Source organism: Edwardsiella anguillarum ET080813 (assembly GCF_000264765.2).
Taxonomy (GTDB): domain Bacteria; phylum Pseudomonadota; class Gammaproteobacteria; order Enterobacterales; family Enterobacteriaceae; genus Edwardsiella; species Edwardsiella anguillarum.
This window is the reverse complement of sequence record NZ_CP006664.1, coordinates 3,414,091-3,431,807: the sequence shown is the minus strand read 5'-3', so window position 1 is coordinate 3,431,807 and position 17,717 is coordinate 3,414,091. Positions and strand designations below refer to the sequence as shown.

The following is a 17,717-nucleotide window of genomic DNA, read 5'->3' as shown; positions in this document are numbered from 1 at the left end:
ACTCCCCAGTAACGGCAGGCGATGCCTGCCAGTGGATGCTGACCGCGCTTACAGTCCTTTCTTCTGTAGCTCGCTTTGGAAGTTATCTCGTTTGATCAACACCACATCAGTCACCTCAGTAAACATCGCTGGTAGTGTCTCCTTCGCGACCCAGTCATGTAGCATCTGAATACTCTTGTAACCATGGATATCCGGGCTAGGGAGCAAAGAACCGTAAAAGCCTGTCGCCCCAGATTTGGAGAGTTCATTAACCGCATCGACCCCATTGATACCGATGCCGATCACATTCTCTGCCTTAAAACCCTGCCCTTCGCTGGCGCGGACCCCACCCAATACGGTGTTATCGTTCATACCGACGATCAGCCAATTCTTCACTTCTGGGTGCTGGACTAGCATCGAGTTCGCGGCATCCAGGGCGCCAGGGATGTCATTACTCTTGGTCGGAACGCTATAAATCTGCGTCGCAGGGAAACCGACCGCCTTCAAGGCTGAGAGCGATCCTTCGACTCGACGCCGAGCGGTGTCCAACTCATTCGCCGTGATCGCCAATACCGCACTATGCGCGGGATCCCACTGGCGACGCTGCATCTCCCGATACAGCTCCTCGCCCTGGCGTTCACCGATTTTACTAGCCGCCATCATCACTAACGGAACATCCTGCATCGGTTGTCCCTTGGCATTAACGAACTGATCGTCCACGGTGACGACCTTCAGATCTAAACTACGCGCCTTCGCCATAATGGCCGGCCCCAACTTAGGATCCGGCGTACAAATAACAAATCCCTTGGCACCGTTAGCGGCCAAACTGTCGATAGCATTCAGCGTCTTCTCTCCATCGGGGACGGCAATCTTGATCACCTCAAATCCCAGATCCTTACCGGCCTGATCGGCAAACTTCCACTCGGTCTGGAACCATGGTTCCTCCGGCTGTTTCACCAGATAGCCCAATTTTAATGTCTCCGCCGCGACAGTATTTACCATACCCAATGCTAAGCCTGCAGCGAGAAGCAAACCGTTAACCATTCTGTTCATATATTATCTCCGGGTGTTCTATCCATACGGATATCACGGTGACCGCCGTGTGATGCCTTCATCACCATGACAATTATTTTATTGATTAGATATGAAATTAAATCAGTTAGCTGTTGTAGTCCTAAATATGTAGGCATTTTCTCTCGGCGGTATAGCGAGCTAGATCACGTGATAAAAATGTAGCTATTTTGTCTATATTTTTAGCTGAATAGTCATATGACTATTCTGTTAGGTAAATCACTTTGCCCGCCTAATAGCAGCAATATCCATATTTACAGCGATCCGTGCCTAACCCTTCGGTAACCAACTCGCCTAAGTTCCAGCCTATTCCCCCTTGCTGGTCAGGAGTTCACTATGTCTGGAGAGATCGTCATCGGCCTCGACTTCGGCAGCGACTCAGTTCGTGCGCTCGCCGTCCGCTGCCAAGATGGTGCTGAACTGGCTACACATGTAGCTTATTATCCACGTTGGCAAGCTGGACATTACTGCCTGGCGCAACATAATCAGTTCCGTCATCATCCTCGCGATTACCTAGAGTCGATGGAGCAGGCCATCGTCCAAGTCGTGAGCCAGTTAACCCCGCCTCAACGCGCGGCTATCCGCGCCATCGGTGTCGACAGTACCGGTTCAACGCCTGCCCCGATCGATGAACAAGGACAGGTACTCGCCTTACGTCCCGAGTTCGCCGATAACCCCAATGCGATGTTTATTCTGTGGAAGGATCACACCGCTATCGTCGAAGCTGAGGAGATCACCGACCTCTGCCATAGCGGTCATTTTCCCGACTACTGCCAGTATGTCGGAGGGATCTACTCCAGTGAGTGGTTCTGGGCCAAGATCTTGCACATATCACGTCAGGATGACGCCGTACGCCAAGCCGCCTGTAACTGGGTCGAACTCTGTGACTGGATTCCGGCGATACTCAGTGGTAACACCGCCCCTGCCCTCCTGACTCGTAGCCGCTGCGCCGCGGGACATAAATCATTATGGCATCCCGAATGGGGTGGCCTGCCTGGTAGCGACTTTCTCCACGCACTTGATCCCTTGCTGGTTGAAAAACTCGACCAACCACTGTTTCGCCACAGCCAACTCGCCGATCACCCCGTTGGCACCCTGACTCCCGAGTGGGCGGAACGACTGCATCTTCATGCTGGCATTGTCATCGCTGGCGGTGCCTTCGATTGCCATATGGGCGCCGTGGGAGCTGGCGCATGCGCTAACGTTTTGGTAAAAGTCATCGGTACATCCACCTGCGACATTTTGATCGCCGATCCAACCACCGTCGCAGGGCGCACGCTTAACGGGATCTGTGGGCAGGTTGAGGGAAGCGTATTACCGGGGCAAATCGGGCTAGAAGCGGGTCAATCAGCCTTCGGTGACATCTACGCTTGGTATCAACGCTTACTGAGCTGGCCACTGGAGCGGCTAGCGGTGCAATACCCAGAGCTGAGTAGTGCCGTCCAACAACAGCAACACACCCTCTTGCCGACGCTAGCCGCGACCTGGGATGCTGACCCAAATTTACGCCACTTACCCTTAGTGCTCGACTGGTTCAATGGCCGGCGAACCCCCTATGCCGATCAACGCTTACAAGGCACCATCGGTAATCTCACCTTAGCCAGTGACGCCGTCGACCTGTTCGGCGCATTGATCGTTGCTACCGCTTGTGGCGCCCGCAGCATCATGGAGTGTTTCACCCAACAGCAGATCGCCGTCGAGCAGGTCATCGCGCTAGGCGGTATTGCCCGCAAGTCTCCCACCATCATGCAGGTATGTGCTGATGTAATGAACCGTCCCATTGGCGTCGTGGGCTCCGACCAATGTTGTGCCCTCGGCGCCGCTATCTTTGCGGCTGTCGCCGCCGGTTGCTACCCGACGGTCGCAGCGGCTCAAGGGCAGATGGCCAGCCGTATCGAACGACTACACCAGCCACGTCCCGAACGTGTCGCCGAGTATCAGCATCTCTATCAACGCTATCGCCTTTGGGGGCAGAAGACCGCCCCGCTCTACCACGATGAGGAGACCTTAGCATGAGCCTACGCGCGCTACGTGAGGCGGTACTAGAGGCTAATCTGGCCCTTCCCCGCCACCATTTGGTGACATTCACCTGGGGCAACGTCAGTGGCATTGACCGTCAACGCGAATGGATGGTGATCAAGCCCAGCGGCATCAGCTACACGCAACTCCGTGCGGAGGATCTGGTCGTTCTTGATCTAGACGGCCAGCTGATTGAGGGCAAGTTACGCCCCTCCTCCGACAGCGCGACACACCTGGCGCTGTATCGCCACTATCCCGAATTGGGTGGCATCGTCCACACCCACTCGACACACGCCACAGCCTGGGCGCAGGCACGGCGTGCCATTCCACTGCTCGGTACCACCCAAGCCGACTACTTTAACGGCGCGGTTCCCTGCTCACGCCTACTTACAGAGCAAGAGGTCACCACCGACTACGAGGCTCAAACTGGCCAGGTGATCATCGAAACCCTGGATAAGGCACCTATTCTAACCCTCCCCGGCATTCTGGTTGCCCAACACGGTCCATTTAGCTGGGGCCGGGATACCCGCGAGGCCATACACAACGCCGTGGTGTTAGAGGAGGTGGCTCGCATGGCCTGGATGACGCTACAACTGGCCCCAGGCGTTACCGAGCTACCGGCATACATCCGTCGTAAACATTACCAACGTAAACATGGCAAACATGCCTATTACGGTCAGGCTCACGCCTAATGGCGACGCGGTCACTAATGAGGATCACAAGATGGAATCAATGAAACAGAATGAGGTGTGGTTTATCGTCGGAAGTCAGCATCTTTACGGCCCTGAAGCCCTAAAACAGGTGGCCGATCACGCCCATACGTTAGTCAGCCAGTTAAACACCTTAGCCAGTCTACCATTGAAGATCGTATTACAACCCTGCGCGACCACCCTCGACGAGATCAGCCGCCGAATCTTAGACGCCAATCATGATGCCCGCTGTGTCGGCGTAATGGTTTGGATGCACACCTTCTCACCCGCCAAAATGTGGATCCCGGCGCTATGCCAACTGCAAAAACCACTGTTGCAGTTCCATACCCAATTCAACCGCGATCTGCCTTGGCAAGAGATCGATATGGACTTTATGAATCTCAACCAGACGGCTCACGGTGGGCGCGAGTTCGGCTTTATGGCCGCTCGCTTACGCCTAGCGCGCAGCGTCGTGGTTGGACACTGGCAAGAGCCGGATGTCTGGCGGCGACTCAGCGATTGGATGCGCTTAGCGGCAGCCATCCACGACAGTCGCCAGATGAAGATCGCACGTTTCGGCGACAACATGCGCGACGTAGCGGTGACCGAAGGCGATAAAGTCGAGGCCCAGATCCGCTTCGGTTATCAGGTTAATTACTACCCGCTGGGTGATCTGGTACAGACTATCAACGAAATCGCCAACGGAGACGTTACGGCGCTCATCGATGAGTATGAGCACAGCTATACCCTGACGGATGCGGTCAAGCGTGGAGGAGCATTGCGCGACTCTTTAGTACAGGCCGCCCGCCAGGAGATTGGAATCAAGCGCTTTCTCCAGCAGGGCGGTTTCTCGGCCTTTACCACGACCTTTGAGGATCTGCATGGCCTACATCAACTACCGGGACTCGCCTGCCAACGTTTAATGCAACAAGGCTATGGTTTCGGCGCAGAGGGCGATTGGAAAACAGCGGCCTTACTACGTACCATCAAGGTCATGGGGGAGGGATTACCTGGCGGAACCTCCTTCATGGAGGATTACACCTATCATCTCCAACCGGGACAACAATGGGTTCTCGGTGCTCACATGCTGGAGGTCTGCCCCTCCATCGCCGATGAGCGCCCCTTACTGGATGCTCAGCCACTAGGTATCGGTGGCAAAGCCGCTCCGGCACGACTCCGTTTCCATGCGCCCGCAGGAGCAGCCTGTAATGCGAGCCTGATCGACATGGGTAACCGCTTCCGCCTGATCGTCAATCGCGTGTCGGTGGTCGATCTACCGCAGGCCATGCCCCGCCTCCCCGTAGCCTGTGCCCTATGGCAACCCTTACCCGACCTGCAAACCAGCACCGAGGCGTGGATACTCGCCGGAGCCGCCCACCATTCAGTGTTTACTCAAGCGGTCGATGCGTCGCAGTTACAGCGTTTCGCCGAGTTGATGGGCATCGAGTTTGTGTTGATCGATCAAGAAACCCAATTGGAGCAGCTAAAACAGCAGTTACGCTGGAACGCGGTGTACTACCACCTCGGCATCTAACGGTAGAGTATGCCGATAAACGCCCCAGATTGGCTACGCATTCGTCAGATGGACAGAGTGTGAAAAAATCTGCTTGACCCTGCGGGGCTCTATCCCTATAGTAGCGCCCCGTTGCAGCGCACAACGCCGCAGCGGAAAATTTGGTGAGGTGTCCGAGTGGTTGAAGGAGCACGCCTGGAAAGTGTGTATACGTGAAAACGTATCAAGGGTTCGAATCCCTTCCTCACCGCCAGATTCTAGAAAGCCCGGCCTATGGCCGGGCTTTTTGCATTTCTGTCCCCGGATTTATCACAAAATCCGATCCCCGTCGCGCCCCCTTCCCGATCGATTGCCGATAGTTATGTCATGACACCGCAAGAGAAGGAACGCCTATGAGCAGTGAAGAAGCGCTGGCGCGACTGGCCGCCGAGGAGCAGCAGCTCCAGTTTCCCCTATTCAATCCCGATACCGCCTGGCAGTTAGGCTGCGCACTGCGCCAGGAGGCCGAGCAACGCGGCCTGCACGTCACCATCGATATCCAGTTTGCCGGACAGACCCTCTTTCACTGTGCCATGCCCGGCACCTCGCCGGACAACGCCGAATGGATCCGCCGTAAGCGCAACGTTGTACTGCGCTTCCAGCGCAGCTCCTATGCGATGGGAATGCGCCTGACCCTGCGGAATACCACGCTGGAGGCCTTTTACGGCCTGGATCCGGCAGACTATGCCTCCCAGGGCGGCAGCTTCCCCCTACGTATCGTCAACTGCGGCTGCGTCGGCGCCATCAGCGTGTCCGGCGCGCCCCAGCTGGACGACCATCTGTTGGTCAGTGAGGTTATTGCCCGCTTTCTTGGCATTAGCCAACAAAAATCTGCCTAATGGGTAAAAGTCTTTTACTTCTCCAACGGCGGGGGATCGAGCAACCCAGCTCCCGCCTGCTCTGCGCCGTAAGACGTCAGAATAAAAACCTATTTTTTTAGCACCTACCTAGTTTGCTCATCTGATTTGATATATATCTATATTTCCGCTTAGCTAAAGGCGTATCGTATTGTTCCTCTTCGCGACGGACCGCCTATGGCCCGCCTTTCTTTGATTTTTCTATAGTTGGTTTAATCGCATAATGAAAACCCATAAAATTGGCGGCGTTATGCCGTTCAGCGCGCTGATTGAATCCTGCTGGCGCGATCCTTACTCGCTCCAGCGTTTCACCAAGGATCTCATCGCCGGCATCACCGTTGGCATCATCGCCATTCCGCTGGCCATGGCGCTGGCCATCGGCAGCGGCGTACCGCCGCAGTACGGCCTGTATACCTCGGCCGTGGCCGGTATCGTGATCGCGCTGACCGGGGGATCGCGCTATAGCGTCTCCGGCCCCACCGCCGCCTTTGTCGTCATCCTATATCCTGTCTCGCAGCAGTTCGGCCTCTCCGGACTGCTGGTGGCCACGCTGATGTCGGGGATCTTCCTGCTGCTGATGGGGATGGCGCGCTTTGGCCGCCTGATTGAATACATTCCGCTCTCCGTTACCCTTGGCTTCACCTCCGGGATCGCGATCACCATCGGCACCATGCAAATCAAGGATTTCTTCGGCCTGCATCTGGAGCACGTGCCGGAAAGCTACCTGCTTAAGGTGGCAGCGCTGGCGCAGGCCATGCCGACCATCAACTGGGCGGACACCCTGATCGGTGCCACCACGTTGGCGGTATTGATCTTCTGGCCCAAGCTGGGGCTACGCCTGCCCGGGCATCTGCCGGCGCTGCTAGCCGGCAGCGCGGTGATGGGGATCTGTTCACTGTTCGGCCATGACGTGGCCACCATCGGCTCCCGCTTTAGCTATGTGCTGGCCGACGGCAGCCACGGTCAGGGCATCCCGCCGATCCTGCCGCAGTTTGTCCTGCCGTGGAACATCCCCTCCCCGGGGGGAGAGGAGATCCGCCTGAGCTGGCACAGCCTGTCGGCCCTAATGCCCGCGGCGTTCTCCATGGCGATGCTGGGCGCGATCGAGTCTCTGCTGTGCGCCGTCGTGCTGGATGGCATGACCGGTAAAAAGCACCACTCCAACGGCGAGCTGATAGGCCAGGGCCTGGGTAACATTGCCGCCCCCTTCTTCGGCGGTATTACCGCAACCGCAGCGATTGCACGCTCGGCGGCCAACGTCCGCGCCGGCGCTACCTCGCCCGTCTCCGCGGTGATCCACTCCCTGCTGGTGATTCTGGCGCTGCTGGTCCTTGCCCCCTGGCTCTCCTATCTGCCACTGGCGGCCATGGCCTCCCTGCTGCTGATAGTGGCCTGGAACATGAGCGAGGCCCACAAAGTCGTCTACCTGCTGCGCCGGGCTCCCAAGGATGACATCATAGTCATGCTGCTGTGCATGTCGCTGACGGTGCTGTTTGATATGGTGATCGCCATCACCGTTGGTATCGTGCTGGCCTCACTGCTGTTTATGCGCCGCATTGCGCGGATGACCCGCATCAGCGAGGTGAGCCATGACGATACGCGCGGGGTGCTGGTGCTGCGCGTCAGCGGTCCGCTGTTCTTCGCCGCCGCCGAGCGTATCTTTAACGAGATCCTGGCGATGGGGGATAAATACCAGACCGTCGTCATGCAGTGGGACGCCGTACCGGTGCTGGACGCCGGCGGCCTGAACGCGTTCCTGCGCTTCGTCGATTCGCTGCCGCAGGGCAAGCGCCTGATAGTCACGGATATGCCGTTCCAGCCGCTGAAGACCCTGGCGCGCGCGCGCGTGGTGCCGATCGAAGGGCGTATGGCGTTCTTTGCCACCCTGCCGGATGCCCTGCGCACGCTAGAGGAGAAGCGCTAACGCCGTCCGCTCCTGCAATGGCGCCCAAACGGGCGCCATTTTTCCCTGTCTCCCCGCCCCGCGCCCCGCTATGATCGCGCTCCCACACGGAGAGAGAACGCCATGAAAAGAGCCCTAATAGCCCTTGTTGCCCTGTGCGCCGCCTTCTATGCCGGTATCAGAGCCGACCGTTTCCTGATGCAGGATGCCTGCCTGGACGCCGGCGGACGCGTACAGGGGATATTCTGCGAACGCGGATAAAAAACGGGGGAGCCTAGGCTCCCCCGCTGCGTATGCAGAGCGTACGGCCCGCGCCTTAGTTGGCGGTATCCAGCGGCGGGAAGTTCTTCACCAGATCGTCGATGGCCTTCATCTGGGCCAGGAACGGCTCCAGCTTCTCCAGCGGCAGCGCGGAAGGGCCGTCACACATGGCGTGCGCCGGATCCGGATGCGCCTCGATAAACAGCCCGGCCAGGCCGATGGCCATCCCGGAGCGCGCCAGCTCCGTCACCTGGGCTCGACGGCCACCGGAGGCGGCGCCAAACGGATCGCGGCACTGCAGGGAGTGGGTCACGTCAAAAATCACCGGCGCCCCGTGGCTGACGTTCTTCATCACCCCAAAGCCCAGCATGTCGACCACCAGATTATCGTAACCGAAGTTGCTGCCGCGATCGCACAGGATCACCTGTTCGTTGCCGCCCTCCTGGAACTTATCCACGATGTTGCCCATCTGGCCCGGGCTTAAGAACTGCGGCTTCTTCACGTTGATCACCGCACCGGTTTTGGCCATCGCCTCAACCAGGTCGGTCTGGCGCGCCAGGAAGGCAGGCAGCTGAATGACATCCACCACGTCAGCCACCGGCTGCGCCTGCTCCGGCGTATGGACGTCGGTAATGATCTTCACCCCGAAGGTCTGCTTGAGCTCCTGGAAAATCTTCATCCCCTCTTCCAGGCCCGGGCCGCGGTAAGAGTGGATAGAGGAGCGGTTGGCCTTGTCGAAGGAGGCCTTAAAGACATAGGGAATGCCCAACTTTTGGGTCACGGTGACGTAGTGCTCACAGATGCGCATCGCCAGATCGCGCGACTCCAGCACGTTCATCCCGCCAAACAGAACAAACGGCAGATCGTTTGCGACCTGAATATCACCAATGCTGACAACTTTCTGTTTCATGCTTGCGCCTTAAATTTTGAGAAAAACCCTGCTGACCGAACAGCGAACGCGCAGAGTATGCCATACTCCGCCGCCTGTCGCCGCTCCTGCGCAGGCAAAAGAAAACCCGGGTCACGGCGCCACGCGGCGCCGATGCCCCACAGGGGGGCCCATGGCTAGTGCAGCACCACCTCAAACTGTTCAATGGCATGGATCTGGAGCTTAATCACCTCGGCCACCGGATCCTCTGGGCACTGCTCGATGAAGTAGTTCAGATCGGATAGCGCGATGTGTGGGCACTCCAGGCGGGCATAGAGCAGCCCGCGATCGCGGATTTCATAGGGGTCCTCCGGCTCAAAGCACAGCAGCGCCTCGCAGGCGTTGAGCGCCAGCTCAACCTGCTGCTCCTCCATCAGCGCCGCCTTCAGCGTTGTCAGCAGACGACGCACCACCTGGCTGTTGTCCGCCGCCTCAATGTCTCCACTGCTCATGCGGGCCTGCATGCCCTGGTGTCCCTTAAGCCATACCGCCAGCAGGGCGTTCTCCAGCGTCTCCCCGTTCAGGGGATTGATCAGCCGGTAGCCACCCTGCGGCCAGTCGGCGCGCAGCAGCAGCTGCGTCGGGAACACCACCGCCTGCAGCGGCAGCGCGAGCGCCTGGGCAATATGCTGCAGGATGATCCCCAGCGAGGCCGGCGTTCCCTGGCGGCGCGCCAGCACGGTGTCCAACCACAGCGCATCGGAGAGCCGGTAGACGCCGCTGACTCCGCCGAATCCCCACTCGCCGAAAAACAGCGTAAGCAGACGCTGCAGACGCGCCTGCTCGTCGCCTATCCCCTGCAGCGCCGCTTGCGCCTGCGTGGCCAGGCCATCCAGCTCGGCGCGCAGACGCACCGGATCCAGTTCGGAGCGGACGGCATGCTGCATCTGCAGCACGCCGTCGCTCAGCAACGCCTCATCAAAGGCAAAATCGGCTATTACACTCATACCCATTCCATCATCAGCGGCAGCCCGTTGATCGTCTGTTTCATCATCACACTCGGCATCTCCCGCCGCCTCAGCGCGGCGGGCGGTACTGTCCTAAGGTCACCCGCTCGTTATCGCCGTAGTCCCGCACGCTCTCCACACCGCAGAAGCCATACTCCGTCAGCAGGGCGCGCACGGCGGCCCCCTGCTGCCAGCCGTGCTCCAGCAGCAGCCATCCCCCCGGCTCCAGATGAGCCGGCGCCTGACGGGCGATCGCCCGCAGATCGGCCAGTCCCTGTTCGGCGGCCACCAGCGCACTGGCCGGCTCAAAACGCACGTCGCCCTGGCTCAGATGGCCATCGGCGGCGTCGATATAGGGCGGGTTAGAGACGATCAGGGTAAAACGCCGTCCGGCCAGCGGCGTAAACCAGCTGCCCTGCAGGATCTCGACCCGCGACAGCCCCAGACGGGCGGCGTTATGCTGCGCCAGCGCCACGGCGTCGGGGTTGAACTCCACCGCGCTTACCCGGCAATCGGGGCGCTCGCTGGCCAGCGCCAGAGCGATGGCGCCGGTGCCGGTGCCCAGATCGACAATCTGCGCCGGCATCGCCGGCAGACGCATCAACGCCTGCTCGACCAGGCATTCGGTATCCGGACGCGGGATCAGCGTCGCCGGGGACACCGTCAGCGGCAGCGACCAAAACTCACGCTCGCCGATCAGGTAAGCCACCGGCTCTCCCTGCGCGCGCCGCGCCAACAGAGACGTCAGCTGCGCCAGCTGCGCCGCCGTCAGCAGCGTCTCGCCAAAGGCCAGCAGAAAGCTGCGCCCCTTGCCGGTCACGTGCTCCAGCAGGATCTCCGCGTCGCGCCGTGGGCTGTCGCCCGGCGTCAGGCGCGCGCAGGCCTGACGCAGCCATTGATCGTAGCGCATCACTCCTGCTCGGCGAGCGCGCTGAGCTGATCGGCCTGGTGCTCCTGCACGATGGGCTCGATCAGGGTGTCCAGCTTACCCTCCATCACCTCATCCAGGCGATACAGGGTCAGGTTAATACGGTGGTCGGTCACCCGCCCCTGCGGGAAGTTATAGGTGCGGACGCGATCGGAGCGATCGCCGCTGCCCAGCAGATTGCGGCGGGTCGATGCCTCCTCCTGCTGGCGCTTGGCGATTTCGGCGGCGCGGATACGCGCGCCCAGCACCGACATGGCCTTGGCCTTGTTCTTATGCTGTGAACGCTCATCCTGGCACTCCACCACGATCCCGGTCGGCAGGTGGGTAATGCGGATGGCGGAGTCGGTGGTGTTAACGTGCTGCCCACCCGCACCGGAGGAGCGGTAGGTATCGATACGCAGATCCGCCGGATTGATCTGCGGCAGCTCGGCCTCCGGCACCGCCGGCATCACCGCCACGGTGCAGGCAGAGGTGTGGATACGCCCCTGAGACTCCGTCGCCGGCACGCGCTGCACGCGGTGGCCGCCGGACTCAAACTTAAGGCGTCCATAGGCGCCGTCGCCGCTCACCCTGGCGATCACCTCTTTGTAGCCGCCGTGCTCGCCCTCGCTGGCGCTCATGATCTCGATGCGCCAGCGGCGCGCCTCGGCGTAGCGGCTGTACATCCGGAAAAGATCGCCGGCAAACAGCGCGGCCTCATCGCCGCCGGTGCCGGCGCGCACCTCAAGGAAACAGTCGCGCTCATCGTCAGGATCTTTGGGCAGCAGCAGGATCTGCAGCTGCTGCTCCAGCTCGCTCAGGCGCCCGCGCGCCTCTTTGATCTCCTCCTGCGCCATCTCACGCATTTCCGGATCGTCCAGCATCATCTCCGCCGTGGCCAGATCGTCCTGCACCTGGCGCCAGGCCAGAAAACAGCGCGATACGTCGGTCAGCTGTGCGTACTCACGCGACAGCGCGCGAAAACGGTCCTGATCGGCAATGACTCCGGCATCACCGAGCAGTGCCTGAACTTCTTCATGGCGCTCCTGTAATGCTTCTAGTTTGGCAACGATAGAAGGCTTCATGCGTGGCTATTTACCTGTAAATATGTAAGAAAGGAGAGAACTAATTATGATCCAGCCCAAGGCTGTCGCGCAGCGTCTGCAGACGCTGGGCATCGCCGCTGCCGGCGGCCTGCTGAAGGGATTTGGTCGGCGCATGGATCAGGCGGTTGGTCAGGCGATGCGCCAGGCGGCGGATCACCGCCTCGGCCTCGACGCCCTGCGACAGCGCCGCCAGCGCTTCGGCTTCGGCTTCGGCCCGCAGCTGCTCCGCCTGGGCCCGGTATTCACGGATGGTGTCGACGGCCCCCTGCGCGCGCAGCCAGGCCATAAAGTTGGCGCACTCCTGCTGCACGATATGCTCGGCCTGCACCGCCGCCGCCTGCCGCTGAGCCATATTACCCTGAATAATGGCGTGCAGATCATCCACGCTGTACAGATAGGCGTTGGCCAGATCCCCGGCCTCCGGCTCAATGTCGCGTGGAACGGCGATATCCACCAGCAGCATCGGCCTGTTGCGCCGCGCCTTCAGCGCGCGCTCAACCATCCCTTTACCGATGATCGGCAGCGGGCTGGCCGTCGAGCTGATAACGATATCGGCGTCCGCCAGGCGGGCGTCGATATCCGCCAGCGAAATCACCTCGGCCCCGACCTCATCGGCCAGCGCCTGAGCACGTTCGCGGGTGCGGTTGGCGATCATCATATGCTGCACCTGGTGCTGATGCAGATGACGAGCCACCAGCTCAATGGTCTCGCCCGCCCCGACCAGCAGCACGTTAAGCCGGGTCAGGGACTCAAAGATCTGGCGCGCCAGCGTACAGGCGGCAAACGCCACCGATACCGCGCTGGAACCGATTTCGGTCTCCGTGCGTACCCGCTTGGCTACCGAGAAAGTCTTTTGAAACAGACGCTCCAAGTCAGCAGACAGCGCCTGCTCACGTTGAGATTCCGAAAAGGCTTTCTTCACCTGACCCAAGATCTGCGGCTCGCCCAGCACCAGCGAGTCCAAACCGCTGGCCACCCGCATCAGATGGCTGACCGCCTCGTTATCCTGATGCCAATAGAGACTGTCGCTCACCTCCTCCGGCCTCAGCTGATGGTAGCTGCACAGCCAGTCAACGATCTGCTGACGCAGATCGGCCCGCTGCTCCACGCTCAGATACAGCTCGGTGCGGTTACAGGTCGACAGCACTACCCCGGCCTGCACCGACGGCTGTCGCAGCAGGCTTTCAATAGCCCGATCCAGCGTATCGGGCGAAAACGTTACCCGTTCCCGCAGGGAGACCGGCGCCGTTTTATGATTGATTCCAAGTGCAAGAAGACTCATGAAAAACCGTCAAGTAGTCGCGACTTCATTAGGGTTATCGGTTATCGCTGCATTCTACTTGATGCACCGAAGCAATAAAAGCCACCGCGCCGCCGGAGCGCGTGCGCCAACAGACATTTTTTACCCTTTTCCCCCGGATTAGGCCGCCGCGCCCATTGACGCTCCCCGACAAGCAGGCTAGCGTTAGCCCCAGAGTATACTCACCATGGATTATGAGAATGAAAAAGGTAAATCTCCTGCGTTTACTGCCAGTTAGCTGTCTGTTGCTCGCTGCCTGCGGCACGCTGCCCGATAAAAATAGCGGCGGCAGCGTCAGTTCGCCGCAGTGGCAAGCCCACCAGCAGCAGGTAGAAAATATCACGGTTTATCAGACTCGTGGGGCATTTGCCTATCTTTCCGATAAGCAAAAGGTATATGCGCGTTTCTTCTGGCAACAGACGGCCGCCGGGCACTATCGCCTGCTGCTGACCAATCCCCTCGGCAGCACCGAGCTGGAGCTAAACGTTCAGCCGGGCGTAGCACAGATCACCGACAGCCAGGGGCGCCGCTACGTGAGCGACAACGCCGCCGTCATGCTCGAAAAGCTCACCGGGATGCAGATCCCGCTGGATAACCTGCGTCAGTGGATGCTGGGGCTGCCCGGCCAGGCACAGCAGGTTCGCCTGGATAGCACACAACACCTCAGCCAGTTAACTTACCGCCATGCTGGCCAGAACTGGCAGGTCGATTACCTGCGTTATGACACCCGCGTCACCCCACCCTTACCGGCACAGCTGGAGCTGAGCCAGGGCGACCAGCGGATCAAGCTGAAGATGGACAGCTGGACGCTACGGCCATGATCGACGCGCTGACCCACTGGCCGGCGCCGGCCAAGCTGAATCTGTTTCTTTACATCACCGGGCGGCGGGCCGACGGCTACCATCTGCTGCAGACCCTGTTCCAGTTTGTGGACTACGGCGACACGCTCACAATTCAGGCACGTAGCGATGGCCGGCTGCGTCTGCTGACGCCGGTAGCGGGGGTCGCGGATGAGGATAACCTGATCCTCCGCGCGGCGCGGGCGCTGCGTGCCGCGCTGCCACCCGACTTTGCCGGATGCGGGGCCGACATTGCGCTGCAAAAGATTCTGCCCATGGGGGGCGGTCTCGGCGGTGGCTCGTCGGATGCGGCCACCACCCTGGTCGCCCTGAACACCCTGTGGCAGGCTGGGTTAAGCGACGCGCGTCTGGCTGAGATTGGATTGAGCCTGGGCGCAGATGTACCGGTTTTTGTTAATGGCGTTGCCGCCTTTGCGCAGGGTGTTGGCGAATTGTTACAGCCCGCACATCCTGAAGAAAAATGGTACTTTGTTGCACATCCTGGCGTCAGCATTTCCACGCCGGCGATCTTCGCCGATCCTGCGCTGAAAAGAGACTCTCCGGTAAGAACTTTGGCTGAACTGTTGGCAACACCGTACAGTAATGATTGCGAGCCAATAGCAAGAAAACGTTTTCGTGAGGTTGAACAGGCGCTTTCGTGGCTGCTAGAATACGCGCCGTCGCGTCTGACAGGGACTGGCGCTTGCGTGTTTGCGGAATTCGACACCGAGCAGGCGGCCCGTCAGGTGCTCAGCATTGCCCCCGAGTGGATGCAGGGATTCGTGGCGCGTGGCGTCAATACGTCGCCGTTGCACCGTGTCCGCTCCGAGCTGCTGGCCTCTATGCACGTAACTGGTTAACGTTTAAAGCATTATGCAGTGTTTGACAATCGCTTTACGTGCTGCGCGGCCATTTGTTCGCCGAACGAATGCAGAGTCTGCCGTGACTCAAACAATACCCGTAGGGTAATGCGGCGCGTCAGCCCACTCCTAGTTAGCGCGCCGTACTATCAACTTCTCTGGACGCAAGCCTGAGGTTCTTCTCGTGCCTGATATGAAGCTTTTTGCTGGTAACGCTACCCCGGAACTAGCACAACGTATTGCCAACCGTTTGTACACCAGCCTCGGCGACGCCGCTGTAGGCCGTTTTAGTGACGGCGAAGTGAGCGTGCAAATCAACGAAAATGTACGCGGTGGTGATATTTTCATCATCCAGTCCACCTGTGCCCCGACCAACGATAACCTGATGGAGCTGGTTGTCATGGTTGACGCACTGCGCCGCGCCTCCGCCGGCCGCATCACGGCGGTAATCCCCTACTTCGGCTATGCACGCCAGGATCGCCGCGTGCGCTCCGCCCGTGTGCCGATCACGGCAAAAGTCGTCGCTGACTTCCTGTCCAGCGTAGGGGTTGACCGCGTACTGACCGTGGACCTGCATGCAGAACAGATCCAGGGCTTCTTCGACGTACCGGTAGATAACGTATTCGGCAGCCCGATCCTGCTGGAAGACATGCTGCAGCAGAAGCTGGAAAACCCGATCGTGGTTTCTCCGGACATCGGCGGCGTCGTACGAGCCCGCGCCATCGCCAAACTGCTCAACGATACCGACATGGCCATCATCGATAAGCGTCGTCCGCGCGCCAACGTCTCCCAGGTGATGCACATCATCGGTGACGTCGCCGATCGCGACTGCGTCCTGGTCGACGACATGATCGATACCGGCGGCACCCTGTGCAAAGCGGCCGAAGCGCTGAAAGAGCGCGGCGCCAAGCGCGTATTCGCCTATGCGACCCACCCGATCTTCTCCGGCAACGCCATCGACAACATCAAGAATTCCGTCATCGATGAGTTTGTGGTGTGCGACACCATTCCGCTGGCGCCGGAGATCAAGGCGCTGGACAAGGTGCGCAGCCTGACGCTGTCCGGCATGTTGGCCGAGGCCATCCGCCGCATCAGCAACGAAGAGTCCATCTCTGCGATGTTTGAACACTGATAGCTTGCGCCAGATAACAACGGCGGATTTATCCGCCGTTTTTCGTTTCTGTCGCGCGGTGGGCTGGGTAGGGCCCACCGCACGCCGCCCTTCTTCTAGATGCCCTCGCCAACGTTAAACCATCCCTATACGCCGCACCGACATTCCCGCCCCGTCCCGCACCCTGTGATAGTCTTCTTTCATCGCCGACGCCACGGCCTGCAACGGACGCCATCATGTACAGCGTATTACGCGCCACCCTGCTTACCCTATCAGCCACGGTGCTTTGCACCTCCCTGTTTGCCAGCCCGCTGCCCCAGGCAGAGATGGCCCGACGGGCCGACCGCTTTAACCAGCGTATGCAGCTCGGTCAGCCGTATGACGCCGCCACCCAGCAGTTCTTGCACAGCGCCGCCTCGCTTTCTAGTGCGATCTTTCTACGCCAGGCGGCGGAGGCGACGCCTTACTTTGTCGACTGGATGAGCGGGACTCGTAAGGTCGCAGGTGACAACCCCTGGACAACCTACAACTCCGCCCTGTTTGACAGCCGCAGCGACTATGTCATCAGCGGCAACGTTGGCGCTGCCGACTATGTGGGTTTTCAGGTCTATGCCATGCACGATGGCCGTAACGTCGCCCGGGCAGAGCAGAACCGGTCGACCAAGGATATGCAGATCGACCGGCAGGGCAACTTTAGCCTGCGCCTGACGCCGGCGACACCCCCGCCGGGGCAAGATGCGATCGTCACCACGCCGGATGACTATATGGTCATCGTGCGTGAGTATTATCACAGCGGACAGCAAAAGGCACAGCGCCCCGCCCGCTACCATATTCGCCGCCTGACGGGTCACCCCGCGCCGCCCATCGCCGATGCGCCGCGGCGCAGCGCCCTCGCGGCCAGCTTCTACCGTAGCCTGGTGCTCAGCTCGCTGGATCTTTCCGCCAAGATGAGCCGGGTTCGGAACAGCAGCCAGGAGGTCGAGGTCGATCGCAGCCTGTCCGATGCGCTATATCCGACCACGGATAACCGCTACGACGGCGTTTACGTCTCGCTGCCCCACGACGACAGCGTGATCCGTATCAGCGGTACCCTGCCCCGGGATGCAACCTATATCTCTGTCGTTTTCTATACGCCTTACTATATAACTCCAGACTATCGGATGGCCAAAACCTACCTAACCGGACAAGAGATTGTTCGCCAGGCGGACGGACGCTACCAAATTCACCTATCGCGCCAGCCGCGCGATCTGAGCAACAACCTGACCAGCGCTGGCTATGATCAGGGAATGGTCGTCATCCGCTATCTCGGATCTCAGCAGTACCCCGAGTTTGACGTTCAGCTGCTGCCGCACGGCGCCGACGCGCGCCCATAAAAAACGCCGCCCTCC

16 protein-coding genes and 1 tRNA gene are annotated in these 17,717 nt (G+C 59.9%); 11 read left to right on the top strand and 6 right to left on the bottom strand.

Features of this window, described 5'->3' with window-relative positions:
- Positions 1–48: 48 nt before the first annotated feature.
- The gene (locus ETEE_RS15420; RefSeq protein WP_174434958.1) at positions 49–1,023 is read right to left on the bottom strand and encodes an arabinose ABC transporter substrate-binding protein; all 975 of its coding nucleotides are present in this window, start codon (positions 1,021–1,023) and stop codon (positions 49–51) included.
- Between the two features lie 363 nt (positions 1,024–1,386).
- Here ETEE_RS15420 and ETEE_RS15415 point away from each other — a divergent pair, with 363 nt between their 5' ends.
- From ETEE_RS15415 to ETEE_RS21645, 7 genes are all read left to right on the top strand, one after another.
- Positions 1,387–3,066, top strand: coding sequence for a ribulokinase (locus ETEE_RS15415; RefSeq protein ID WP_034165954.1), 1,680 nt, complete (start codon positions 1,387–1,389; stop codon positions 3,064–3,066).
- A complete protein-coding gene (locus ETEE_RS15410) occupies positions 3,063–3,761 on the top strand; it encodes an L-ribulose-5-phosphate 4-epimerase (protein WP_034165955.1) in 699 nt (232 codons plus the stop codon). Before ETEE_RS15415 ends, ETEE_RS15410 begins: the two co-directional genes overlap by 4 nt.
- Before the next feature lie 31 nt (positions 3,762–3,792).
- Positions 3,793–5,292: an L-arabinose isomerase gene (araA, locus tag ETEE_RS15405; RefSeq protein ID WP_034165957.1), complete on the top strand. Its 1,500-nt coding sequence runs from the start codon at positions 3,793–3,795 to the stop codon at positions 5,290–5,292.
- Between the two features lie 142 nt (positions 5,293–5,434).
- Positions 5,435–5,524, top strand: a tRNA-Ser gene (locus ETEE_RS15400).
- Between the two features lie 139 nt (positions 5,525–5,663).
- The gene (locus ETEE_RS15395) at positions 5,664–6,149 is read left to right on the top strand and encodes a heme-degrading domain-containing protein (RefSeq protein ID WP_034165799.1); all 486 of its coding nucleotides are present in this window, start codon (positions 5,664–5,666) and stop codon (positions 6,147–6,149) included.
- Between the two features lie 241 nt (positions 6,150–6,390).
- Entirely contained in the window at positions 6,391–8,091 is a 1,701-nt protein-coding gene (gene dauA, locus ETEE_RS15390) for a C4-dicarboxylic acid transporter DauA (RefSeq protein ID WP_034165798.1), read from the top strand.
- A gap of 102 nt (positions 8,092–8,193) precedes the next feature.
- Positions 8,194–8,331: a hypothetical protein gene (locus tag ETEE_RS21645; RefSeq protein WP_005284782.1), complete on the top strand. Its 138-nt coding sequence runs from the start codon at positions 8,194–8,196 to the stop codon at positions 8,329–8,331.
- 55 nt (positions 8,332–8,386) lie between these two features.
- Here ETEE_RS21645 and kdsA read toward each other — a convergent pair whose 3' ends face one another.
- From kdsA to hemA, 5 genes are all read right to left on the bottom strand, one after another.
- Positions 8,387–9,241, bottom strand: coding sequence for a 3-deoxy-8-phosphooctulonate synthase (gene kdsA / locus ETEE_RS15385; RefSeq protein WP_034165797.1), 855 nt, complete (start codon positions 9,239–9,241; stop codon positions 8,387–8,389).
- A 155-nt stretch (positions 9,242–9,396) separates the two neighbouring features.
- Complete coding sequence (locus ETEE_RS15380; protein ID WP_034165796.1) at positions 9,397–10,206, bottom strand: transglutaminase family protein; 810 nt, start codon at positions 10,204–10,206, stop codon at positions 9,397–9,399.
- 70 nt (positions 10,207–10,276) lie between these two features.
- Positions 10,277–11,116 carry a peptide chain release factor N(5)-glutamine methyltransferase gene (prmC, locus tag ETEE_RS15375; protein WP_034165795.1) on the bottom strand — a complete coding sequence of 280 codons (840 nt, stop codon included), beginning with the start codon at positions 11,114–11,116 and terminating at the stop codon, positions 10,277–10,279.
- Positions 11,116–12,198, bottom strand: coding sequence for a peptide chain release factor 1 (gene prfA, locus ETEE_RS15370; RefSeq protein WP_034165794.1), 1,083 nt, complete (start codon positions 12,196–12,198; stop codon positions 11,116–11,118). The genes prmC and prfA overlap by 1 nt, the downstream gene beginning before the upstream one ends.
- A 40-nt stretch (positions 12,199–12,238) precedes the next feature.
- The gene (hemA, locus tag ETEE_RS15365) at positions 12,239–13,501 is read right to left on the bottom strand and encodes a glutamyl-tRNA reductase (protein WP_034165793.1); all 1,263 of its coding nucleotides are present in this window, start codon (positions 13,499–13,501) and stop codon (positions 12,239–12,241) included.
- A gap of 212 nt (positions 13,502–13,713) precedes the next feature.
- Between hemA and lolB the strand changes: the two genes are divergently transcribed.
- The 4 genes from lolB to ETEE_RS15345 all read left to right on the top strand — a co-directional run bounded on the left by lolB (position 13,714) and on the right by ETEE_RS15345 (position 17,702).
- Positions 13,714–14,340, top strand: a complete 627-nt coding sequence (lolB, locus tag ETEE_RS15360; protein WP_167549810.1) for a lipoprotein insertase outer membrane protein LolB — start codon at positions 13,714–13,716, stop codon at positions 14,338–14,340.
- Positions 14,337–15,218 carry a 4-(cytidine 5'-diphospho)-2-C-methyl-D-erythritol kinase gene (gene ispE / locus ETEE_RS15355; RefSeq protein WP_034165791.1) on the top strand — a complete coding sequence of 294 codons (882 nt, stop codon included), beginning with the start codon at positions 14,337–14,339 and terminating at the stop codon, positions 15,216–15,218. The genes lolB and ispE overlap by 4 nt, the downstream gene beginning before the upstream one ends.
- A gap of 184 nt (positions 15,219–15,402) precedes the next feature.
- Positions 15,403–16,350, top strand: a complete 948-nt coding sequence (gene prs, locus ETEE_RS15350) for a ribose-phosphate diphosphokinase (protein WP_005293094.1) — start codon at positions 15,403–15,405, stop codon at positions 16,348–16,350.
- 215 nt (positions 16,351–16,565) lie between these two features.
- A complete protein-coding gene (locus ETEE_RS15345; protein ID WP_034165790.1) occupies positions 16,566–17,702 on the top strand; it encodes a DUF1214 domain-containing protein in 1,137 nt (378 codons plus the stop codon).
- The last annotated feature ends 15 nt before the right edge of the window (positions 17,703–17,717 follow it).